The following is a 21,600-nucleotide window of genomic DNA, read 5'->3' as shown; positions in this document are numbered from 1 at the left end:
GCTCAGTCCAACAGCGCCGCCCGGATGGTATCGGGGTCGATATGGTCATGCTCGGCGATCACCACCAGAGACGTGCCGCGCGGTTCGCCGGGCTGCCATAGCCGGTCATAATGGCAACGCACCCGCGCGCCGACCGCCTGAACCAGCAGTCGCATCGGCTTGCCGGTCACCGCGGCATAGCCCTTCACCCGCAATATCTGCCGGTCGCGGGCCAGTGCCTCGATCCGGCTGGTCAACACGGCGGGGTCGGTGATTTCGCCCAGCGCGATCACGACGCTGTCGAAATCCTCATGCTCATGCTCGTCCTCGCCATCATGGTGGGACGGGCGGGACGCGATGTCATCTTCCGCCGCTGCGCCAAGGCCCAGGATCAGGCGCGGGTCGATGACGCCGTCGGTCAGTTCGATCACCGGAACGGGACGCGGGGCTTCCGCCGCGATGACCGTGCGCGCCGCTGCCACGCCATCCGGCCCGGCCAGATCGACCTTGGTCAGCAACACCATGTCGGCGCAGGCCAGCTGGTCCTCGAACACTTCGGCCAATGGCGTTTCATGGTCGATGCCCGGATCGGCAGCGCGTTGCGCTTCTATAGCGACCAGATCGGGCGCGAAGCGGCCTGCGGCCACCGCTTCGGCGTCGGCCAGCGCCAGCACTCCGTCCACGGTGATGCGGCTGCGGATCGCGGGCCAGTCGAATGCCTTGAGCAGGGGTTTGGGCAGCGCGAGACCCGATGTTTCAATGAGGATATGGTCGGGCCGGGGATCGAGCGCGAGGAGATGTTCGACCGTGGGAATGAAATCGTCCGCCACGGTGCAGCAGATGCAGCCATTGGCCAGTTCGACGATATTATCGGCCGGGCAATCGGGAATGGCGCAGGATTTGAGGATGTCGCCATCCACCCCCAGCGTGCCGAATTCATTGACGACGACGGCCAGCCGCCGCCCGCCCGCGTTGCGGATCAGGTGGCTGATGAGCGTGGTTTTCCCCGCGCCCAGAAAGCCGGTGACGATGGTGACGGGCACCTTGGTGAGGTCCGACATGGCAATTCTCCGCGCGCCGCGACGACGAAGGGCGGGGCGTACCGGCGCACGTCGCCGGTCGGCGCGCGACGACGGACAGGCGCGCAAAGTCGCCCGGCGCAACGCACCGATGCGGCCCCGGCCGCATGGACTCGTCGCTCAGACGGAGAGTTACCGTGCCAAGACCATCCCCTGGATCTGGGCAAGAGCGACCGGTGCGCCGGCAGGTCTCCTGGCTCGCGGGTCACAGCTTGATGCACGCCTTCCCGGATTCGCGCATGACGCGCCGTCCAGTGGCTGCTCCCCCAAAAGAGGAGCGATGTGCATCGCGCTATCCGCTTACAGTTGCAGGGACAGCCATGGATTTGGACGGAAAACCGCCCGCACCATATTCCCGATTAAGCCTCTTGCGAGGCACCGGCGCGATCATGTGAGAACCGGCGCAAACCGGCTTTCAGGCGTTCCCCTAATCCAGTTTTATCCTCAAGCCAAGCATGATCAGGTCGCCCGCCGCACTTCGATTTCGTCGAAGCGCCGCCAGCGGTAGATGAGGAAGCTGGCGACCCAGCAGAACAGGAACAGACCGATAATGGCAAAGCCCAGGCTGTTGAAATTCTCGCCCAGCGCGCCCGCCATGTCCCACGGCCAGCCAGCAAGACCCAACTTGTCGCCAATTAGCGCGAGCGTTTCGATCCCGCCAATGACGATGGCGACGATCGCGGAAATCAGGGTGATGGTGATGTTGTAATAGAGTTTGCGGATAGGCTTGACGAACGCCCAGTCATAGGCGCCCAGCATGACGACCCCGTCCAGCGTATCGATCAGCGCCATGCCGACCGCGAACAAAGCGGGCAGGACCAATATGGTGCCAATCGACAGGCCGTTGGCCGCCTGATGCGCGGACATGCCCAATATGGCGACCTCGGTGGCGGTATCGAAACCGAAGCCGAACAGGAAGCCCAAAGGGGCCATGTGCCAGCTGCGGTTGACCAACCGGAACATCGGCCGGAACATCCGGGCCAGCAGGCCGCGGCCGGACAGCAGCAGGTCCAGGTCCTCCTCATTATAGACGCCGCCTGCCCGCACATGGGCAAAGCTGCACCATACCGATCGCAGGATGACGAGGTTCATGCCCGCAATCGCGAACAGGAACAGCGCTGAAACGGCCGTCGCCACCACGCCGCCGACCTGTTTGAACCAGACGAAGTCCGACAGGGCGTTGGTAGTCAGCACGATCAGGACCGACGCGATGGCGATGATGCTGCTATGGCCGATGGCAAACCACAGGCCGACGGAGATGGGCCGCTGCCCGTCCTGCATCAGCTTGCGGGTCACATTGTCGATCGCCGCGATATGATCGGCATCGACAGCGTGGCGCAGGCCGAGACCCCAGGCGAGCAGCGCCGTCCCCAGCATCAGTGGTTGCGCATGAAACAGGCTGAAGGCCCAGCCCCAGGCGGCCATATTCGCCACAATCAGCGCGGCGATCAGTATCGCGACGCGACTACGCAGCCGCGTCATTCCCTTGTTTTTCGGGTCGCTCACAAGCGTCTCCCCCCGGCGTCCTGCGACATGGCCGGGCCTGCTGACGCAACGCGACAGCCGACACGCGCGGCGACCGGACGCCAAAGGCGGCCAACGCACGTCCCGAAGCGGCCCCGCCGCTTGCACGTCGCTCAGACGGAGTTCACCGTGCCACGGCCATCCCCTGGGCCAGGGCAAGAGCGACCAGACGCCGGCAGGTCTCCTGGCTTGCGGGTCACAGCTTGATGCGCGCCTTCCCAGGCCTCGCAGGATTTAGCGTCCGGCCCAGTGGCTGCCCCTCGGATATCGGGGCGTGTGCATCGCGCTCTCCGCTTACAGTTGCAGGGACAGCCGTGGATTAAGGCGGCAAACCGCCCGCACCACATTCCCGATTAAGCCCCTTGGCAGGGCACCGGCGCGATCATGTTTGGAAACCGGCATGAACCAGCTTCCGTGCGCATCCCTAGATGAGATTATGGCAAAGGCCAATGGCCTTCGCGCATTAGACCGGCCAGGTTTCAAGCCGCCAGGCCGAATCCCAGAACATCCATTCGTAACGGGTCGCATTGCGAAAAGCGCGGGCCATGGCGTCGCGCATTGTCGGCGTTGTGGCGGCCGCCGCTTCGTCCACCAGCGCGTGGACCCGGTCGGTCGCTGCGCCAAAGCCCGGATCGGCATAGGTGTCGATCCATGGCGCATAGGGGTTGGGGCTGGTGGCGCGCGGCTTGATGGCGCAGCCGACCTCCCAATAGACCCAGAAGCAGGGCAGGATGGCTGCGATCAGTTCCTCATAGCTGCGGGTCGCGGCGAGACTGGCCAGATAGCTGGTATAGCCAAGGCAGGCCGGGGTCGGTTCGGCGGCCTGCACCATGGCTGCCGTGACCCCGAACTGTGCGAAGAAGGCCTGATGCAGGCCTTCCTCCACCTGCACCGCGACCTTCGCCCCGTCGGAAAATTCCAGCCGTCCGGCAGCGCTGGGTGCGCGGGCCGCGGCGATCGCAAGCACGCGGGCATATTCGGCGAGATAGAGGCTGTCCTGCACGATATAATGCTGGAAACTGTCGCGCGGCAGTGTGCCGTCGGCCAGCGCGGTCAGGAATGGATGGGCCAGGATCGCCTGCCGCAGCGGGGCGACCTCCGCCCAGATCTGATCGCAAAAGCCCATCGCTATGTCCTTCGTCAGAAGCGCACGGTGGCGCTGGCGCCGAACTGGCGGCCGGTGTTGATGGTGAAGCTGTCGAACGGACCATTGGGGCCAAGGCCGAGCAACAGCGGCAATTGCTGCTGGCCAAAGGCCGAGATGGCCCAGCGTTTGTCGAGCAGATTCTTGGCCCAGATGTCGAAAGTCCAAGCCCCGTGGCTGACGCCTACTCGTCCGTCGACCGAAGTATAGCCGGGCGAATGGAGGATGTTGTCGATCTCAAAATCGACGCGGGACACATAGGCGACACTGAGCCGTACATTGACAATCGCAGGGCCAGCCGCGCCCTGCCAGCCCAGGCCGCCATTGACAGTCCAGTCGGGCGCATTGGGGGTCCGCTGGCCGCTCATGTCGAGGATGGCGGGTTCGCCGGGTTCTGGCGTGGGGTTGGGGGTGAAATAGGTGCCGGTGCGGCTATGGGTCCAGGCCAGCCCACCGTCGAGACTAAACCCTGCGCCCAGCGCCGCCTGCGCTGACGCCTCGATCCCGTGGACATCGACCTCCGGCACCGACAGCACGACCGAATTGCCCAGGAATACGGTATTCTGGAAATTGTCATAGTCGGTGACGAAGCCGGCAAGCGACAGGCGGATGCGGCCATCGGCGCTCTCGCCCTTGACCCCCGCCTCGATCGATCGGGTGGTTTCGGCCGGGAACACCGCCTGCCACACATCGGCCGGGCCGGGCAGAGGGTTGAAGCCGCCTGCCTTGAAGCCGATGGCGCCGGTGACATAGGCGGTCAGATGATCGGTCGGACGCCAGGCGATAGACAATTTGGGCTGCCACTTCTCGAACGTGCGGGCGCGCTGGGCAACCGTTATGCCGCTAACGGTGCCGACCGTATCTTCCTTGCGCCGGTCGCGGTCGTAGCGCAGCGCTAGGGTCGCTTCGACCTGCGGCGTAATGTCATAGCTGGCCTGCCCGAAGATGCCGACCTGGCTGGATCGGGTTTCGGCGCGGAACGCTTCGCCACCGAACAGCAGCGGCCCGAAATCATCGGTGCGGTCGCGCTCCAGCCGCTGGTAGAACAGGCCGACATGCCAGCGCAGCGGCCCGTCGCCGCGCGACGTCAGCCGGGTTTCGCTCGTCCATGCCTTGATATCAACAGGTTGAGCGATGGGCTGGATACCATCTGGAAAGGCCGGGACGCCAAAGAAGGTTAGCGGCTTATCATTGCGGAAATCCAGTTCCTCAACGAAATCCTTGTGATAATCGTCATAGCCACCAGTCCATGTGAAGAGCAGCGCATCGCCCGCTTCCTGTTCATAGCTGGCCTGCGCGCCCCACCATGTGCGCGATGCCCGGCCTTCAAAATCGCCAAAGGGGTTGGTCAGCGCCGCGCCCGACAAGCGCCCGCCATAGAGCCCTGTGACATTGCCCGACGAGATATAGGCCGCGCCACCTTCCTCATTGGCCCAGCCCAGACGGAAGCGGAAAGTGGCGGTTTCATTGAGTGCGACCTTGGCCTTCAGGCGCAGATTGCGGCTGATGCTGCCATCGACCTTCTTGTCGAGGAAGCTGTTGCGGATGAAGCCGTCGCTGTTGCGATAAGAACCGGACAGACGCAGTTGCACCTGATCCGACACCGGGGCGTTGACCACGCCATCGGCGGTCCAGGTCAGACCATTGCCGATGCCGACCGCTGCCTCGCCGCCCCAGTCCGGGCCGGGATCATTGGTGGTCATGGCGATTGCGCCGCCCGACGCGGAACGACCGAACAGCGCGCCCTGCGGCCCCTTCAAAATCTCGACCCGCGCCAGATCATAGGGACGCAGCGTGAACAGTTCCGAATCGGGCAGCGCCAGCCCGTCGACGATATAGGCGATCGAGGGCGACTGGCTGCGGTTGGTGGATATGCCACGCACGGAAATAAGGTTGGTGCCGGGGTCCTGATCATGGATCATGAAGATGCCCGGCGTCGCGGCGATGAAATCGTCGATCGTTTTCAGGCGCTGCGCAGCGATGGCGGCGGGACCATAGACGGCGATCGTGTCCGGCACGCCGATTTCCGCTTCTTCGCGGCCGCGCGCAGTGACGACGATGCTGTCATCGGCATGGGCGACGCCCGCCCCCAGCAATAGCGCGATCGAGATGGCAGGCGACGTAATGGCGTAAAAACGCATATCCCTATTCCTCCGCCGGTGTGAGCCGGATCAGGTTCGCGGGTTTGCCGACTGGACGCCCCCTGCGCCCGATCCGCCTCTCAGCCCTGACAGCGCCAGGACACCCCGTGGGTTGAAACTGGGGGTGCGCCTATGGCGTCCTGCGCCGCGCGTCAAATGATCGCTGCGGAAGTTGCGCATATTCCTGCCGAAGCGGGGGTGGTTTTCAGTCAGCTATGGCGTCGATCGAGGATGATCCGTTATCGACGGCGTGGCCAAACCCCTATTGTGCCTATCGCTATGCTTCACGCTTACCCCCTGGTCCCGTCATGGTGATGATCGCCCCCTTTCTGCTGCTGGCTGCCGCGGCGGGTGATGCGATGCCGTCGCGCCCCCATTCGCATATCCATGCGGCGGGAGAGATTGACGAGGAACAGGGACCGCTGTTGCTGGAGGTCACCTATACCGGCGAAGTGATGGGCAATGTGGCGGGCGGGGTGAAGCGGCGCGCGCGCTATCTCGATAATCTCGACATTGTGCTGGAGGCTGATCTGGAAGCGATGCTGGGCTGGCGCGGGGCCGAGGCGCATGTCTATGGCATCTACAATAATGGCGCGTCGATCTCCAACGCGGTGGGCGACGCCCATGCCGTCAGCAATATCGAGACCGGGACGCGGGCGTTCAAACTTTATGAAGCGTGGATCGACCAGATGGTCGCGCCCGGCCTGTCACTGCGCGCGGGGCTATATGACCTCAATTCGGAATTTGATTCGCTCGACGCCGCTGGTGTGTTCGTCGGCAGCGCCCATGGTATTGGCAGCGACATTTCGCTGACGGGTCGTAATGGCCCGTCGATCTTCCCCTCGACATCGCTGGCAGCACGGGTCGAATGGCGACCGGCCAAGGACTGGGCCGTGCGCGCTGCCGTGCTGGACGGGGTGCCGGGCGATCCCGATCATCCCGCCCGCACCGCGATCAAGCTGGGCAAGGGCGACGGCGCGCTGTTGATCGGTGAGTTGGAAGCGCCTGTCGCTGGTGCGCGGCTGTTGCTGGGTCGCTGGCGCTATACCGCGACTTTCGATGCCTGGGACGGGAGTCGGGGACAGGGCAATGCCGGTGTCTATCTGCGCGGTGAAATGCCGCTGATGAGTGATGGCGAGGAACAGATTGACGGTTTCTTCCGGCTTGGCACGTCGAGCGGGCGGTTCAACATGTTCGACCGGTTTGCCAGCTTGGGCGTGAAGTGGACAGGCGCACTGGCCCGGCGACCGGAGGATGAACTGGGTCTGGCGGTCATGACCGCCACGACATCCGCCGACTATCGCCGCGCCAGTGGCGCAGGCCGTTCCGAATCCGTCGCCGAAGTCACCTATCGCGCGCCTCTTTCACCCTGGCTGACGATGCAGCCCAATATGCAATATGTCCGCAATCCCGCCGCCGACCCGTCCATCCGCGACGCCTGGGTGGTCGGGCTGCGCTTTGCCGTCGGATTCCGGCTGATCGATTAAGCGGTCCCGTCAGGCTGGCCGGCGCGGCGCGCGGCGGGCAGGGCCAATGTGATGAGCAGGCAAAGCGCCATGGGCAGGATGGCGAACAGGAAAAATTGGCTCGGCCCTGCACCGTGGCCGATCAGCCAGCCACCGGCCAGTGGACCGCCGATCGCGCCGATCCGGGCTACCGCGACGCCGAAGCCGATAGCGGTCGCCAGGCAATCGGGCGGAAAGACACCGGTGACGACTGCCATGATGCACAGATGCACCCCGACAATGCCGCCGCCTGCGACCAGCAGCAGCATGTTCCACGACAAAGGGTCGGCGGGCAGGATCGCCAGCAGGGTGAAGGCGACGATGATCGTGACATAGGCACCCGCCAGCGCCAGCACGGCATGGTTGCGATCGATCAGCCAGGCGAGCGCGAGAGCAACGACCAAGCCGCCCGACTGGATGATGGTGATCGAGCGCGCGGCCTGATCCAGTGTAAAGCCCGCCTGCGGCAACAGGGTCGGTGTCCAACTGGTGATAAGATAGAGGCCGAAGGCATTGATACCATAGAGCAATGCAAAAATGGCGGTCGGGAACCGCAACGGTTTGCGCAATATACGGGCAAGCGGGCGGACGGCCCGGTCATCAACCGATGGCGCCATTTTCTGTTCGGCCGGAAATAGCAGGAAAAGGGCCACAGCCAGCACTAATGTCGCGGCACCCGGCAGCAGGAACAAAGCGCGCCACCCGCCCAGCGCAACCAGTGGCGGCGCGATCAAACCCGCGGCGATCGCGCCAAAAGAAATGCCGAGCGATACGATCGTCAACGTGCTTGCGCGTCGCCCCGGTGGTGCCCAGATGGCGGCCAGTGCGGTGACATTGGGCAGACATGCTCCCAGCGCCAGACCGGTCAGCAAGCGCCAGACGATGAAGCCGCTTATGCTCGTTCCGGTTGCGGTCGCCATGGTCAGCAGGCCGATGCAGATGACAGAGAGGATGATCGTCCGGCGGCGACCGAAGCGGTCACCCAGCGGTGCCAGCAGGACCGCGCCGACGCCCAGCCCCAACAACACCGCCGACAAGGCAAAACCAAAGCGGGCGGGCGGAATGTCGAGCGCCGTCGCGATGTGAGGGAGCGCCAGCGGCAGCGCCGCCAGATCATAGCCATCGATGAACAGGATGATGCCGCACAGGAACAGCGACAGGATCAAGCGCGGCGTAAAACCCGTGGCTTCGCTGGTCACGCAGCCTGCTCCAGCGGGCGGGTCATGGATCGGTATTCCTCTCATTTTATCGTAACGAATGATATAATAGGGTTGGCCGGACCCGGACTGTCAAGCGCTAAAAAAGCCGATGCAACGGCTTGTGATAACCATAACGTTCGTTATAGTGTGTCAATGACAAGGCGTGCAGCGCCGATCAGGAAGAGGATAGACCATGGTTCCCGACAACATCCATATCGCCCATCCCGACAAGCTGTTCATTGGCGGCGCGTGGGTCGAATCGACGGGCCATGGCGTGATCGAGATCGTCTCCCCCAATAGCGAGGAGGTCATCGCGCGCGTTGTCGATGGCACGGAAGCGGATATGGATCGCGCCGTCGCTGCCGCGCGCAAGGCGTTCGATGACGGGCCATGGTCCACCATGGCACCCCCCGATCGTGGGGCGATCGTGCGGCGGATGGGGGAGGAACTGGGCAAGCGCGCGCCTGAACTGGCCGCCGCCTGGACCGCGCAGGTCGGCGGTCTCGCCAGCTTTGCGCCGATCATGACCGGCGGCGCGACCATGACGATGATGGCGATAGCTGGCTATGCCGATAGCTTTCCCTTTGTCGAAAAGCGCCCGTCGAGCCAGGTCCATACCGCCATCGTGGCGCAGGAACCCGCTGGCGTCGTCGCGGCGATCGCACCGTGGAACGCGCCCTATGGTATCATGTCGGCCAAGGTCGCCTATGCGATGGTGGCAGGCTGCACCGTCATCATGAAGCCATCGCCCGAAACCCCGCTGGAGGCCTATATCATGGCCGAAGCGGCGGAGGCGGCAGGCGTCCCAGCGGGCGTCGTCAATCTGGTCGCTGCGGGGCGCGATGCGTCCGACCATCTGGTCCGCAACCCCGGTATCGACAAGGTGACCTTCACCGGATCAACGCTGGCGGGCAAGCGCATCGGCGAAGTGTGCGCCGGGCGAGTTGCGCGCTGCACGCTGGAACTGGGCGGCAAGTCGGCGGCGATCGTACGGGACGATTTTCCCATCGAAGTTGCCGCCGCGATCCTGGGCAATACCATCACCATCATGAGCGGGCAGGTGTGCGCGATGCTGAGCCGCGCCATCGTGCCGCGTCACCGCCATGACGAACTGGCCGACGCCATTGCCAAAGTGATGCAGGGCATCCGCATCGGTCATAGCGACGCGCCCGATACCCAGCTTGGCCCGGTGGCGATGAAGCGGCAGTTGGAGCGGGTGGAGGAGTATGTGGCGCTGGGGCGGACTACAGCTGATCTGGTCACGGGGGGCAATCGCCCCGCCCATATGAACAAGGGCTATTTCATCGAGCCGACCCTGTTCGCCAATGTCGATAACAAGAGCCGCATTGCCCAGGAGGAGATTTTCGGACCTGTGCTGTGCCTGATCCCGGCGGACGATGAGGAGGACGCGATCCGCATCGCCAATGACAGCGCCTTTGGCCTCAACGGATCGGTGCTGACAAATGATGCAAACGCCGCCTATCGCATCGGTCGCCGCATCCGCGCGGGCGGATTCGGGCAGAATGGCATGAAGCTGGAATTCGGCCTGCCCTTTGGCGGCTTCAAGCAATCGGGCATTGGTCGCGAAGGCGGGGTGGAAGGACTGCATCCCTATCTGGAAAGCAAGACCATCCTGCTCGACGCGACGCCTGCCGGCTTCTGACCATGATCGCGCTGGACGCACGCGGGCAGGGGCGGGGCGCTGCCTTCACCGCCGCGCGGATCATTTATGGCGGCTGGTTCCTGTTTTCGGGGGTGGAATATTTCACCCCCTTCGATCTCCAGCCGCTGGGCAACACGCCGCTGGCGCAGGAATTCACCCTGGCGTTGATCCACAGCGGATTGTTCGCCTGGATCAAAGTGATGGAAGTGGTGGTGGCGCTGCTGGTGCTGGCGAACCGGGGGGTGCTGCCCGCCGCGCTGGCCAGCGTGCCGCTCAATGTCGTGATCGGTTACTGGAATTTCGTGCTGGATCCGGGCGTGGTCGAATATGCGTTTGGCATCGTCACGCTGCTGCTCAACGCCATACTCCTCTGGCCCTGGCGCAGGGAATTGGTCGGGCTGCTGCGCTGGTAGGCTGTGATATATCGGCCATATTGCCAGTTTCGTATGCCTGGGATACTTTCTCTTCCTGTGGGATGACTCGTTGACGACCAGCAATAGCGTCGCGGCGGGCAGAGAGAGGGATGTCGGGCATGGTTCATTATAGTGTCGATCGTGCGGAGTGGGTCCGCTGAGCGCGGTCGAGCGCTTTTCCACCCGGCTGGTGCCGCCACCACGACGCCAGCGTTTCTGGCGCGAGGTCGTCGCCGAAGCCTTCCCCGGCATGACCGCCCATGCGCCCGAAGGCATCAAGGCCGAACTGGCGCGCTGGTCGCTGGGTGGGGTCGGGCTGGCGCGGGCGCGCAGCGAACGGGCGCAAGTCAGCCGGGTCGCGACCGATGGCGAGGAACGACATTTGCTGCTCCACCTGCTCCATCGCGGGTCGATGACCATGCTGCATGGCGACCGCAGCAGCACCGCGCGGATCGGCGACATCGTGATCGCAGATGATCGCCATCCCTATGCCATCGACATTTCGCAGTATAACGACTGCCTGATCCTTCAGGTGCCGGTTGCGATGATGGGCGATGATATTGCCGGGCGCGACTGGCATGGCTGCCTGATGCCATCGACCAATCCCAATGTCCTGTTCCTGGCCCATGTGCTGCATGGCCTATGGTCACAGCGGGACCAGTTTGCCGATCTGGATGACGATGCCGGCGTCCTGTTGGCCGACGCGGCGCGGATGCTGTGCCGTCGCAGTACGATGGATCGCCCCGCGATCCAGCTGCCCCGTTCCCCGGTCGACTATGCGCTGGAGCATCTGGGCAATCCCGACCTTGGCACGGCGCTGATCGGCCAGGCGCTCGACCTGTCGCCCCGTGCCGTGCAAAAAAATTTCGTCCGTCATGTCGGGCTGACACCCACCGCCTTCATCACCGCGCGGCGGCTGGAGCGGGCGGCGACGTTGCTGTCGCGCGACGATGGGCGCACGATTACCGATGTCGCGTTCGAGGTCGGTTTCAACGATTCCGCATTCTTCACCCGCTGCTTTCGCCGGCACTTTGGCGTTGCGCCCAGCCAGTGGCGTAACGGGGCGGCGAGTTCGCATCCGTCCTGATCTCTGGTTCGCCTGCATCCAAGACCGTTAACGCCCTTACTCCTATAAGCGCCGTCAAGCCGCCGACATAGGCGAGGCATTTTGGGGAGATGAAGATGGGCAAGTCCTTAGTTTCGATGCTGTTGGCATCAAGCACGCTGGTCGCCGCACCGGCACTGGCACAGGATGCCGAACAGAGCGGTGGTATCGCAGAGATCGTCGTGACCGCGCAGAAGCGCGCGGAAAATGTGCAGGACGTCCCGATCGCGATTTCGGCCTTCACCTCTGAATCCTTGCAGGAGCGCGCCGTCGGTAGCGTGTCGCAACTCTCCGCCATCGCGCCCAACGTCAATCTGGACGCAGGTACGCCCTTTTCCGGTTCCACCGCCGTGCTGGCCGCCTATATTCGCGGCATCGGATCGGATGATTTTGCCTTCAACATCGATCCGGGCGTCGGCATTTATCTGGACGGCGTCTATCTCGCCCGCACGGTCGGCGCGAACCAGGATCTGCTTGATGTCGCGCGGGTCGAAATCCTGAAAGGGCCGCAAGGGACATTGTTCGGCCGCAACACGATTGGCGGCGCGATCTCCATCGTCACCGCCGATCCGGGCAAGGAGTTTACGGCCAAGGGGGATGTGACGCTGGGCAGCTACAAGCTGTTCCAGGCGCGGGGTTCCGTGACCGTGCCGATCACCGATGGCCTCAGCTCCGCCTTCACCTTCGGCATCAAGTCGCGCGACGGCTTCCTGAAGCGCCTGCCCTATCCCGACCAGCGCGCCAATAATGCGCCGTCCTTCACCGCTTTCTCCGCCGCTGGTTATGACAGCGCGGGCAAGGAAGGCGAGAATGACAATTGGAACCTGCGCGGAAAGCTGCGCTGGGACAATGGCGGTGCGGTGCGCGCGACCTTCTCGGGCGATTATAGCAAGGACAAGGGTACGTCGGCCAACAAGCTGATCGGCACGGCGGAATTCGTCCCTGGCAATTTCGCGGGGACCACGAACCTGCCCGGCACGGCTTTCGACCCGACCGGCACCACCGGCTTCCTGTTTGCCGGTCTCTATAATTTCTGCATTGGCAGCACCGGCGCGGAAATTGCGGCCCGCAATGCGCAGGCGCTGTGCGGCGTAGCGGGAACGCAGTTCAATCCGCAATTCCAGCTGGCCAGCGTCGCCAGCGCGAATGTCGATGGCAACCCGGCCAATGATCGCCTGCCCTGGGACGGGCGCTATCTGATCGCCAACAAGGATCGCAGCTATGCCAGCGGCAACAGCTATTCCAATCTGGAAAGCTGGGGGCTGAGCGGCATTGTCGACTTCGACCTGGCCGACAATGTCGCGCTGAAATCCATCACGGCCTATCGTGAGCTGCACTGGAATGCCGGGCTGGACGCAGACGGATCGCCGCTCAACTTCCTGCAACTCAGCTTCACCATGAACCAGTGGCAGTTTAGCCAGGAATTCCAGCTGCTCGGCAATGCGTTTGACGAAAAGCTGCGCTATGTACTGGGCGCCTATTATTTCAAGGAAGCGGGCGACCTGCACGACTTTGTCACCTTTGGCGAAGGTCTGGTGCAGGTTGATGGCCCGAATGAGCTGGCGACCAAAAATTACGCCTTTTTCGGCCAGATCGATTATCGCCCGATCGACCTGATCGGCATCACCATCGGCGGCCGCTACACCAATGAACGCAAGCAGTTCGAGGGCGGGCAACAGGAGCTGAACGGCTTTAACTACAAGCTGTTCGGCTGCGCCGACGCCAATGGCAATATCTTCCCCGGTGGCGCGTTCCCGCTGGCACCGGTGCCCTGCCAGCCGGCGCTGAGCTATCCCGACCCGACCAATCCCGTGCGGGTCTATACGCCTGGCGTCAATCGCAAGAAGTTCAACGACTTCTCGCCCAAGGTCGGCGTGCAAATCCATCCTTCCGAAGATGTCATGCTCTATGGCAGCTGGTCGAAGGGCTACAAGACTGGCGGCTGGACCACCCGCCTCACCAACCCGCAGGGCAATGTCGCGCCGGACTTTAACGAGGAAAAGGCGACGACCTGGGAGGCGGGGATCAAATCGACCCTGCTCGATCGCCACCTGCAACTCAACGCGGCGGTGTTCTCGACCAAATATCGTGACATTCAGCTCAATATCCAGGTCGGCACATCGCCCACCATCGCCAATGCGGGTGACGCACGCATCCGCGGTTTCGAGCTGGAAATGGTCGCGGCGCCGGTCGATGGCCTGACGATCAACGGGGCAGTCGGCTATATCGATGCGCAATATACGTCGGTATCGCCGGGCGCAGCGGCGGTAGGCGGGGCCAATCCGTTCCAGGCGGGAACACTGGTGGGCGAAACCCTGCCCAAGACACCCAAATGGAAGGTCAATCTCAGCCCGCGTTATGAGGCGAAGCTGGGCAATGGCGGGTCGGTCGTGTTGCTGGCCGACTGGACCTACACGTCGAGCGCATGGAACGACACGCAGCGTACATTCCTGCTCAAGCGGGTATCGACCGACATCATCAACGCCTCGATCAGCTATCGCGAGCCGGACGGCCACTGGTCGCTGACGGCGGGCGGCACCAACCTGACCGACAAGCGCTTCCTGACGTCGGGCGGGTCGAATATCGCAGCGGGTGCGATCTTTGGCACCTATAACCGGCCGCGCGAATGGTATGTCCGCTTCGGCTTCGACTTCTGATCGTGAACAGCATCGCGATCGACGCGGCGGTGGTGGAGGGGGCTGGCAGCCCCTTCCGCTTCGAGACGCTGGCGATGGACGCGCCCGGTCCTGACCAGATCAGGGTGCGGCTTCATGCCTGCGGGATTTGCCACACCGACATGGTGATGCGCGATGGCGCGCTGCCCATCCCCTTCCCGGTCATATTGGGGCATGAAGGGGCAGGCGTGGTCGATGCGGTGGGACCGGGCGTTACCGGGGTCGTGCCGGGCGACCATGTATTGCTCAGCTTCCACAGTTGCGGTGCGTGCGGTGCCTGTCACGATCATCAGCCCGGCTATTGCGTGGAATTTGTGCCGCGCAATTTTCTGGGTGTGACGCAGGCGGGGCAGGGCGGCATCTGGCGCGGGGATGAGCGGATCGGGGGCAACATCTTCGGCCAGTCCGCCTTTGCCACCTATGCCTTTGCCCATAGCGACAATGTTGTGCGGATCGACCCGGACCTGCCGCTCGACATATTGGCACCGCTCGGCTGCGGGGTGCAGACCGGCGCGGGGACCGTGCTGGAAACATTGAAGGTGCAGCCCGGCCAGTCGATCGCGATATTGGGCGCGGGCGCTGTCGGCCTGTCGGCGCTGATGGCGGCGGTGATTGCGGGTGCGGGGCGGATCGCGGTGATCGACCGCCATGCCAGTCGGCTGGCCCTGGCACGCGAACTGGGCGCGACGGAGACGGGGAATGATTTGGCCGGCCTCGACGGGCTGTTCGACCATATCGTCGATACGACCGGCGTGCCTGCGTTGCTCAGTCTTGCGGCGGACCGGCTGGCGCAGCGCGGCACGCTGGCGTTGGTCGGTGCCTATCCGCCGGGTGGCTTCACGATCGACCCATCGTCGATCATGAGCATGGGGCGGCGGATCGTTGGTGTGGTGGAAGGCGGCATTGACCCGCAGAGCTTCATCCCGCGCCTGATCACTTACTATCGCGAAGGCCGCCTGCCGCTGGAAAAACTGATCCAGCGCTATGATTTCGCCGATCTGGAAGCCGCCTTTGCGGCGTCGGAAAGCGGCGCGGTGGTCAAGCCGGTGGTGGTAATGCCTTCGAATTAGGGGTCACTCAAAGAAGGCGACTGCCCGCACCTCGATACTGGCCCGCGTCCTTGTGCCGGGCAGGCTGCTGTCGTGGAAGGCGGTATGCGGGCAGCGCCAGGTGACGTCATGGTCGCTGTCCTGAAATTTGAACAGGAGCACATCGTCCGCCGCCATGTCGGAGAAATACCACCAGCGGTGGCGGTCACGATGGCGGAAGATGGACGCGGCGATCATCTGATCCTCGCCGTCGACCGGGGCGGTCAGGGCGTCGCCCACCGGAAATTCGTCGACCACGAACAATGTGTTGGACGTCGCTTCCTCGTCCGACACGGTGCGACCGTCGCACACCGCCAGCGGCCAGTCCTGCGGGCCGGGCGAAAAGCTGCGCCAGAAACTGACGCAGACATAGCGTTTATAGCCAGGCGCGTCGGGAAAGGCGGCAGCATAGGCGCGCTCGGCGGCGCGTCGCCCGGTAATCTCGTTATAATCGACATGCGCCTCACCCGCCGGTGGCTGGATGCCGCCTTCATGCCGGTAATTGGCGACCTTCTCCTGCGCCCTTGCAGTGAGGTCAGCCGACGTGCGGATCATCCAGCCGCCCGCCGACACACAGGAGGCGCCGGTCAGGCTCTGGATCGCCCCTTCACATTCCCGTAGATAGAGCTGATCAACCGCCGCCTTGTCCCAGAAATCATTGATCGCGGTGCGATGCCTGCCCAGCATGAAGCCGTGGGTGTCGAAAGCGAAATGACCGCGGATCGGCATCCCGTCACGCACGACCATGGGATAGTCGCGATAGCGGCCAGTGTTGATCTCTATCCCTTGCGACACATAGCGGCGGGTGACGAAATCGCCCTCGTCAAGATAACGGATCAGCGCGGGCGCCTGCCGCGCGCTGTCCTCGATCGCGTCTGCGTCCAGCAGCGTCGCCATCAGTCCACTTCTTCCGGCAGCGCGCCGATGACGGACTTGACCTCCAGAAACTCCTCCAGCCCGAAGCGGCCAAATTCGCGGCCATTGCCCGATTGCTTATAGCCGCCAAAGGGCATGTCGAAGGCGAGGCCACCGGCATTGACGAACACCGCGCCCGCGCGCAGGCGGCTGACGAATTTGCGGGCATGGGCCGGGTCGCCCGCGACATAAGCGCCCAGGCCGTAGGGCGTGTCGTTGGCGATGCGGATTGCTGCCTCATCATCATCATAGGGCATCAGAACCAGTACCGGGCCGAAAATCTCCTCCCGCGCGATCGTCATGTCCGGCGTCACGTTGGCGAACACGGTCGGGCGGACATAGCTGCCATGCTCTATGCCTTCGGGACGGCCCAGACCGCCAGTCACCAATGTCGCGCCCTCGTCAATGCCGGTCTGGATCAACGACTGGATACGCTCCCACTGGCGCTGGCTGACGACCGGACCGATATGGTCGCCCTCAACCTGCGGATCGCCGATCTTCTTGGCCGCGAACAGCGCGCCGACCTTTTGCGCGGCCTCGTCATGCTGCGAGCGATGCACCAGCATTCGCGTCGGCGCGACGCAGCTCTGACCGCTGTTGAGCAGCACGCCGCCCACCCCGCCGGGCAGGGCGACGTCGAGCGGCGTGCCTTCCAGGATGATGTTGGGCGACTTGCCGCCCAGTTCCTGCGCCACGCGCTTGACCGTATCGGCGGCATTTTTGGCGACCATGATGCCCGCGCGGGTCGATCCGGTGAAGCTCACCATGTCGATGCCGGGATGTTTGGCGAGCGCGGTGCCGACGCCTCCGCCATCGCCCTGCACCAGGTTGAACACGCCCGGCGGCACGCCCGCGGCATCCATAATCTCGGCAAAGATCGCGGCGCAGCTTGGCGCTTCTTCGGAGGGTTTGAGGATCATGGTGCAGCCAGCGGCCAGCGCCGGACCGACCTTGGCGAGGATCTGGTTCATCGGCCAGTTCCATGGCGTAATCAGCGCCACCACGCCGATCGCCTCGCGCACCACCCGGTTATTGCCGATCTTCTCGCTGAACGCATAATCCTTGAGCGCTGCGAGCGCCTGTCCCAGATGGCCAAGGCCGGACCCCGCCTGCGCGGTCTGGGCGATCGAGATGGGGCAGCCCATTTCGGTGGCGATGGCGCGGGCGATATCCGGGATGCGCTTCTGATATTCAGCGATGATGCGTTCGAGCAGCGCGATCCGCTCCTCCCGGCTGGTGAGCGAGAAACTCTCGAACGCGCGCCGCGCGGCGATCACCGCCGCATCGACATCGGCCGCCGTGCCAAGGATCAAGTCGGCCGCGCTGGCGTCGGTCGCCGGGTTGATCACCGCGATGACGCGGCCACCCTGGCTGTCGACCCACTGGCCATCGATATAATGCTGGAGTGTATTGGGCATGGGATAAGTCCTTATGCGGAAATCAGGCCGAGATCGGCGTCGGTGGCGGGCGTGCCCCATTTGTCGCGCGGCGGCATGGGTCGGCTGGTCCAGGGTGGGTCGAGCGTGAAGCTGGAGACGGTGCGTCCCTCTGGCAGGCGACCATTGCCGCCGCCCTGGGCATAATCATAATAGAGCGTCATCAACTCGGCATGGCCATGATGACTCTGGGCGACCGGATGCGACAGGCACGCCTCGCGCCAGCGCAGCAACCGGGTCAGATGCTGCGGGATCTGATAGGCTTCATAATAGTCGAGAAACCATAATCGCTTGAACATGGGTGTGAAGGCGACCTCCGCCCAACCGAACCGGTCGAACAGATAATCGCCGTCCGGCGCATAATGGCGCAGAAAATCGTCCAGCCGCGCATATTGGGCATCGACTTCTGCCTTATGCTCGTCGCGCTTTGCCGGGTCGCGGTTCAGGATCATGCGATATCCAGCGCCCGTAAACTGCCCGTCAGTAGCGCAAAGCATTGCCTCGACGGCATGTTCATAGGGGTCATGCCGCGCCACCGGAGGATCGGGAAAGCGACCCTCCACATAGCGCATGATGACCATGCTTTCCTTCAGCGTTTCGCCATTTTCCAGCTCCAGCGCGGGGAGCGACGTCGTGCCGCGCGTCTTGGCGAGCAGCCAGTCGGGGCGCGGCTGCGATATGTCGATCTCATGATCCGCCATGATGCCGTGCAGCCCTTTCAGGTCGAGCAGCAACTCGATCCGCTCGGAAAAGGGGCAGCCGGGAATATGATACATGCGCAGCTGCCCGCCAGCCGGTTCTTCATGCCAGGCCATGGGCGTCATGCTGCCGACATGGCCGGGCGCGGCGGCATTTCACTCTGCGATCTGGCGAACATCGCTTGTGCGGCGGGGCGGGCGTTGATCCGGTCGATCCAGGCCAGCAGGTGCGGCGTAGCCTGCCCGTTGATAATGTCGGCGTATCCAAATTGCATCCCGTTCGCGATCGCGAAATTGCAGATATCGGCCAGCGTATAATCGTCACCCGCCAGCCAGGGGCTTTGCGACAGGCGTTTCTCCAGCCGGTCGATCGACACGCGGATCTTGCGCATTTCCTCGTCCAGCACCTCTTTGGGGAAACCAGCGCGCGCGCTGCGCCATTTGGCTTGCTGTTCGGGGATGGGGATATGTTTGAGCTTCTCCTCAAACTCCTCATCGCTCAGCTTGCGCGCCATCGGGCCGATCATCCGCTCCCATCCGATAGTGGACACGCACCAGCAGAAATATTCGTCCACCCATTTGGTCCAGACGCGCATTTCCGCGATCGTCACCGGATCGGTTGGGCGCAGGCGCGGGGCATCGGGGAAGGCATCCTCCAGATATTCGCAGATCACCGTCGATTCGGTGATGATATGGCCGTCATGGTCGAGCGCTGGCACCTGACCGCGTGGGTTGATCGCCTTGAACCAGTCCTCATGATGCTCGAACCGGGTCGGATCGACGAAGCGCGGCGTGAATTCCAGCCCCTTTTCATAGAGCGCCAGCAGCGGCTTCATCGAATTGGCGGCCGGACCGAAGCTGTAGAGCGTCAACATGGCAGATATCCTCACCTTGGGATGTGCAGCGTCTGTGCGCCTTCGCAACCTGTGGTGCAGGGCCGGGCCATCGCCCACAAGTCGTCTGTCTATACTATCAGTGGCGCTACCCGGCGGACGGCCGCGCAACCTGTCACTGCTAATGATAGCGCCGCCACTCGCCTTGCCGGAACGAGCGCACTTTGCTTTGGGTGACACACGAGCGGGCATTGACCCCGCCATGGAGAGAAGCGGATGCTCGAATTGCTGACGTCGGAGACGCCCAATGGCTGGAAAGTCTCGATCCTGCTGGAGGAACTGGGCGTTCCCTATGAGGTGACACCGATCGCGCTGACCGATCGGGTGCAGAAACAGGACTGGTATGTCGCGCTTAACCCCAATGGCCGCATCCCGACGCTGATCGATCATGAGGCGGGGGATTTCGCGATCTTTGAATCGGGCGCGATCCTGCTCTATCTGGCGGAAAAATATGGCCGCTTCATTCCCGCTGATGCCAAGGATCGCAGCCGGGTGATCCAGTGGGTGATGTGGCAAATGTCGGGGCTTGGCCCGATGATGGGGCAGGCGACGGTGTTTACCCGCTATTTCGACGAAAAACTGCCATCGGTGATCGACCGCTACGTCCGCGAGAGCCAGCGATTGTTCGGCGTGCTGGATGGGCAACTCGCTACCCGTGACTATCTGGTCGGCGATTATTCCATTGCCGACATCGCCTGTTTCCCTTGGATACGCGGCCATGACTGGGCTGGTGTGGACATCAGTGCCTTTTCGAACATCTTGCGCTGGTATGACCGGATCGCCGAACGTCCGGCGGTGCAGCGCGGTCTGCTCGTGCCGCCACCGCCCACAGCCGAAGACATGGCGGAAAAGACCATTTTGCAAGGAAAGACTATCATAGCGTGACAGTATTTCTCCAGCGGATCGTCCGCATCGAATGGGGCCATTGCGACCCCGCCGGTATCGTTCACGCCCCCCGCTATTTCGACATCTTCGGCCAAAGCACCATGCTGCTGTTCGAGCAGGCGGGCCTGCCCAAGAAGCGCGAGATGCTGGCCACCATGCCCTTTGCCGGCTTCCCGATGGTGGATGTGTCGGCGCGCTTCTTCGTGCCGACCGCCTATGGCGACGATGTGCTGGTGGAGGCGGACGCGCCGATGTTCGGCAATAGCAGCTTCACCGTTGCGCACCGTCTGTCGCTCGATGGACGGCTATGCGTCGAATGCACCGAAAAGCGCGTATGGACCACGCCCGACGCGACCCGGCCCGGCGGTTTGCGGGCGGAGCGGGTGCCGGACGCCGTCCGCGCCCTGTTTGCGACTGGCTGATCAGGCGCGCGGCGCGAGGCCGCTGATCAATATATTGACCATCGAGTCGGCGATCTGCTCTGCGCTCAGCGGCCCGTCCGGCTCATGCCAGCGCCCCGGCCAGTTAAGCGCGCCCGCCAAGGCAAAAGCGGTCATACGCACGTCAAGCGGCGCGATCGATCCATCAGCAATGCCATCCTCTATCAGCGCGCGGATCGACAGGTCGATCGCCCGCTTGCGCGCGCGGAACAGGGCGGCCCCTTCGGCGGACAGAAATTCGTCGCCGGTGCGCACGACGCAGCGCCCGAAATCGTCCATCATCACCAGAGAATAACGACGCAACACGCTGCGCAGTCGAGCCAGGCCATTGCCGGGCTGTGCGCGCGCGGTATCGGCAGCAGCGCTGAGTAACTCCAGCCCGCGCGTCACGCACTCGATCAGCACCTGCTCCTTATTGCCCAGATAATGATAGATGGTCGGCTTGCTGATCCCCAGGCTTGCGGCGACATCGTCCAGCGAAGTCGCGTGAAAACCGCGCGCGTTGAACATCCGCACCGCCGCCCGCAGCACGGCTTCGCGCTTCTCCTCACGATCACGTTCTCGCTCCTCGCGCGATCGGAAGGGGGATGGGGCGGCGTTCGGTTGGGGGGCCATAATATCCTTGGGTCTGATCGACTGTCTGTTCCGCATCCTCCCCTACAAGGGGAGGGGGACCGTCGGCGTAGCCGATGGTGGAGGGGTGTCACCCTCACGATAGCATGACACCCCTCCGTCAGGGCTTCGCCCTGCCACCTCCCCAACCGGGGGAGGATGTGGAGTTGCAGACAGTCTTGACAAGAAACCCGCTAATAATCAAT

18 protein-coding genes and 3 riboswitches are annotated in these 21,600 nt (G+C 63.5%); of the genes, 8 read left to right on the top strand and 10 right to left on the bottom strand.

Annotated elements, in window-relative coordinates; translation table 11 throughout:
- Window positions 1-2: 2 nt before the first annotated feature.
- From cobW to D0Z70_RS05805, 4 genes are all read right to left on the bottom strand, one after another.
- Window positions 3-1,040: a cobalamin biosynthesis protein CobW gene (gene cobW / locus D0Z70_RS05820; RefSeq protein ID WP_119744511.1), complete on the bottom strand. Its 1,038-nt coding sequence runs from the start codon at window positions 1,038-1,040 to the stop codon at window positions 3-5.
- A 184-nt stretch (window positions 1,041-1,224) separates the two neighbouring features.
- Window positions 1,225-1,456: riboswitch (cobalamin riboswitch) on the bottom strand.
- A gap of 61 nt (window positions 1,457-1,517) precedes the next feature.
- Window positions 1,518-2,540: a HoxN/HupN/NixA family nickel/cobalt transporter gene (locus D0Z70_RS05815; RefSeq protein WP_119744656.1), complete on the bottom strand. Its 1,023-nt coding sequence runs from the start codon at window positions 2,538-2,540 to the stop codon at window positions 1,518-1,520.
- Window positions 2,541-2,739: 199 nt separating this feature from the next.
- Window positions 2,740-2,975: riboswitch (cobalamin riboswitch) on the bottom strand.
- 70 nt (window positions 2,976-3,045) lie between these two features.
- On the bottom strand, window positions 3,046-3,708 hold the full coding sequence (gene tenA / locus D0Z70_RS05810) for a thiaminase II (RefSeq protein ID WP_182913857.1): 663 nt from the start codon (window positions 3,706-3,708) through the stop codon (window positions 3,046-3,048).
- Window positions 3,709-3,722: 14 nt separating this feature from the next.
- Entirely contained in the window at window positions 3,723-5,867 is a 2,145-nt protein-coding gene (locus tag D0Z70_RS05805) for a TonB-dependent receptor (RefSeq protein WP_119744510.1), read from the bottom strand.
- A riboswitch (TPP riboswitch) is annotated at window positions 5,858-5,985 on the bottom strand. It overlaps the preceding gene by 10 nt.
- Window positions 5,986-6,175: 190 nt before the next feature.
- On the opposite strand from D0Z70_RS05805, the gene D0Z70_RS05800 reads away from it, so the two are divergent.
- Window positions 6,176-7,354, top strand: a complete 1,179-nt coding sequence (locus D0Z70_RS05800; protein WP_119744509.1) for a carbohydrate porin — start codon at window positions 6,176-6,178, stop codon at window positions 7,352-7,354.
- On the opposite strand, the gene D0Z70_RS05795 is transcribed toward D0Z70_RS05800, so the two are convergent.
- Entirely contained in the window at window positions 7,351-8,571 is a 1,221-nt protein-coding gene (locus D0Z70_RS05795; RefSeq protein ID WP_119744508.1) for an MFS transporter, read from the bottom strand. The genes D0Z70_RS05800 and D0Z70_RS05795 overlap by 4 nt on opposite strands.
- Window positions 8,572-8,764: 193 nt before the next feature.
- Between D0Z70_RS05795 and D0Z70_RS05790 the strand changes: the two genes are divergently transcribed.
- The 5 genes from D0Z70_RS05790 (at window position 8,765) to D0Z70_RS05770 (ending at window position 15,497) form a co-directional block, all read left to right on the top strand.
- Window positions 8,765-10,234 carry an aldehyde dehydrogenase gene (locus D0Z70_RS05790; RefSeq protein ID WP_119744507.1) on the top strand — a complete coding sequence of 490 codons (1,470 nt, stop codon included), beginning with the start codon at window positions 8,765-8,767 and terminating at the stop codon, window positions 10,232-10,234.
- Between the two features lie 2 nt (window positions 10,235-10,236).
- Window positions 10,237-10,647: a hypothetical protein gene (locus D0Z70_RS05785; protein WP_119744506.1), complete on the top strand. Its 411-nt coding sequence runs from the start codon at window positions 10,237-10,239 to the stop codon at window positions 10,645-10,647.
- 148 nt (window positions 10,648-10,795) lie between these two features.
- The gene (locus tag D0Z70_RS05780) at window positions 10,796-11,734 is read left to right on the top strand and encodes an AraC family transcriptional regulator (protein WP_119744505.1); all 939 of its coding nucleotides are present in this window, start codon (window positions 10,796-10,798) and stop codon (window positions 11,732-11,734) included.
- Window positions 11,735-11,823: 89 nt separating this feature from the next.
- Entirely contained in the window at window positions 11,824-14,409 is a 2,586-nt protein-coding gene (locus tag D0Z70_RS05775; RefSeq protein WP_119744504.1) for a TonB-dependent receptor, read from the top strand.
- A 2-nt stretch (window positions 14,410-14,411) separates the two neighbouring features.
- Entirely contained in the window at window positions 14,412-15,497 is a 1,086-nt protein-coding gene (locus D0Z70_RS05770) for an NAD(P)-dependent alcohol dehydrogenase (RefSeq protein WP_119744503.1), read from the top strand.
- 3 nt (window positions 15,498-15,500) lie between these two features.
- On the opposite strand, the gene D0Z70_RS05765 is transcribed toward D0Z70_RS05770, so the two are convergent.
- Genes D0Z70_RS05765 through D0Z70_RS05750 form a run of 4 tightly spaced genes read right to left on the bottom strand, consistent with a single transcriptional unit; the run spans window position 15,501 to window position 19,439 of the window.
- On the bottom strand, window positions 15,501-16,412 hold the full coding sequence (locus D0Z70_RS05765) for a CmcJ/NvfI family oxidoreductase (protein ID WP_119744502.1): 912 nt from the start codon (window positions 16,410-16,412) through the stop codon (window positions 15,501-15,503).
- On the bottom strand, window positions 16,412-17,848 hold the full coding sequence (locus D0Z70_RS05760) for an aldehyde dehydrogenase family protein (protein ID WP_119744501.1): 1,437 nt from the start codon (window positions 17,846-17,848) through the stop codon (window positions 16,412-16,414). Before D0Z70_RS05760 ends, D0Z70_RS05765 begins: the two co-directional genes overlap by 1 nt.
- 11 nt (window positions 17,849-17,859) lie before the next feature.
- Window positions 17,860-18,690, bottom strand: coding sequence for a glutathione S-transferase family protein (locus D0Z70_RS05755; protein WP_239018820.1), 831 nt, complete (start codon window positions 18,688-18,690; stop codon window positions 17,860-17,862).
- Window positions 18,687-19,439, bottom strand: coding sequence for a glutathione S-transferase family protein (locus D0Z70_RS05750; protein WP_119744500.1), 753 nt, complete (start codon window positions 19,437-19,439; stop codon window positions 18,687-18,689). Before D0Z70_RS05750 ends, D0Z70_RS05755 begins: the two co-directional genes overlap by 4 nt.
- Window positions 19,440-19,673: 234 nt before the next feature.
- Here D0Z70_RS05750 and D0Z70_RS05745 point away from each other — a divergent pair, with 234 nt between their 5' ends.
- Together D0Z70_RS05745 and D0Z70_RS05740 are read left to right on the top strand one after the other, a co-directional pair.
- A complete protein-coding gene (locus tag D0Z70_RS05745) occupies window positions 19,674-20,342 on the top strand; it encodes a glutathione S-transferase family protein (protein WP_119744499.1) in 669 nt (222 codons plus the stop codon).
- A complete protein-coding gene (locus D0Z70_RS05740) occupies window positions 20,339-20,764 on the top strand; it encodes an acyl-CoA thioesterase (protein WP_119744498.1) in 426 nt (141 codons plus the stop codon). The genes D0Z70_RS05745 and D0Z70_RS05740 overlap by 4 nt, the downstream gene beginning before the upstream one ends.
- Here D0Z70_RS05740 and D0Z70_RS05735 read toward each other — a convergent pair whose 3' ends face one another.
- A complete protein-coding gene (locus D0Z70_RS05735; RefSeq protein ID WP_119744497.1) occupies window positions 20,765-21,397 on the bottom strand; it encodes a TetR/AcrR family transcriptional regulator in 633 nt (210 codons plus the stop codon). It abuts the gene before it with no gap.
- Window positions 21,398-21,600 lie beyond the last annotated feature (203 nt).

The sequence above is a fragment of the Sphingobium terrigena genome (genome assembly GCF_003591655.1).
Taxonomy (GTDB): Bacteria; Pseudomonadota; Alphaproteobacteria; order Sphingomonadales; family Sphingomonadaceae; genus Sphingobium; species Sphingobium terrigena.
This window is presented reverse-complemented; position numbering and strand designations above follow the sequence as displayed.

Coding starts and splice junctions, on each gene's coding strand:
- D0Z70_RS05815 (WP_119744656.1), bottom strand. CDS start 2,540: ATGACGCGGCTGCGTAGTCGCGTCGCGATACTGATCGCCGCGCTGATT.
- D0Z70_RS05765 (WP_119744502.1), bottom strand. CDS start 16,412: ATGGCGACGCTGCTGGACGCAGACGCGATCGAGGACAGCGCGCGGCAG.
- tenA (WP_182913857.1), bottom strand. CDS start 3,708: ATGGGCTTTTGCGATCAGATCTGGGCGGAGGTCGCCCCGCTGCGGCAG.
- D0Z70_RS05785 (WP_119744506.1), top strand. CDS start 10,237: ATGATCGCGCTGGACGCACGCGGGCAGGGGCGGGGCGCTGCCTTCACC.
- D0Z70_RS05775 (WP_119744504.1), top strand. CDS start 11,824: ATGAAGATGGGCAAGTCCTTAGTTTCGATGCTGTTGGCATCAAGCACG.
- D0Z70_RS05755 (WP_239018820.1), bottom strand. CDS start 18,690: ATGACGCCCATGGCCTGGCATGAAGAACCGGCTGGCGGGCAGCTGCGC.
- D0Z70_RS05760 (WP_119744501.1), bottom strand. CDS start 17,848: ATGCCCAATACACTCCAGCATTATATCGATGGCCAGTGGGTCGACAGC.
- D0Z70_RS05805 (WP_119744510.1), bottom strand. CDS start 5,867: ATGCGTTTTTACGCCATTACGTCGCCTGCCATCTCGATCGCGCTATTG.
- D0Z70_RS05790 (WP_119744507.1), top strand. CDS start 8,765: ATGGTTCCCGACAACATCCATATCGCCCATCCCGACAAGCTGTTCATT.
- cobW (WP_119744511.1), bottom strand. CDS start 1,040: ATGTCGGACCTCACCAAGGTGCCCGTCACCATCGTCACCGGCTTTCTG.
- D0Z70_RS05735 (WP_119744497.1), bottom strand. CDS start 21,397: ATGGCCCCCCAACCGAACGCCGCCCCATCCCCCTTCCGATCGCGCGAG.
- D0Z70_RS05750 (WP_119744500.1), bottom strand. CDS start 19,439: ATGTTGACGCTCTACAGCTTCGGTCCGGCCGCCAATTCGATGAAGCCG.
- D0Z70_RS05800 (WP_119744509.1), top strand. CDS start 6,176: ATGGTGATGATCGCCCCCTTTCTGCTGCTGGCTGCCGCGGCGGGTGAT.
- D0Z70_RS05745 (WP_119744499.1), top strand. CDS start 19,674: ATGCTCGAATTGCTGACGTCGGAGACGCCCAATGGCTGGAAAGTCTCG.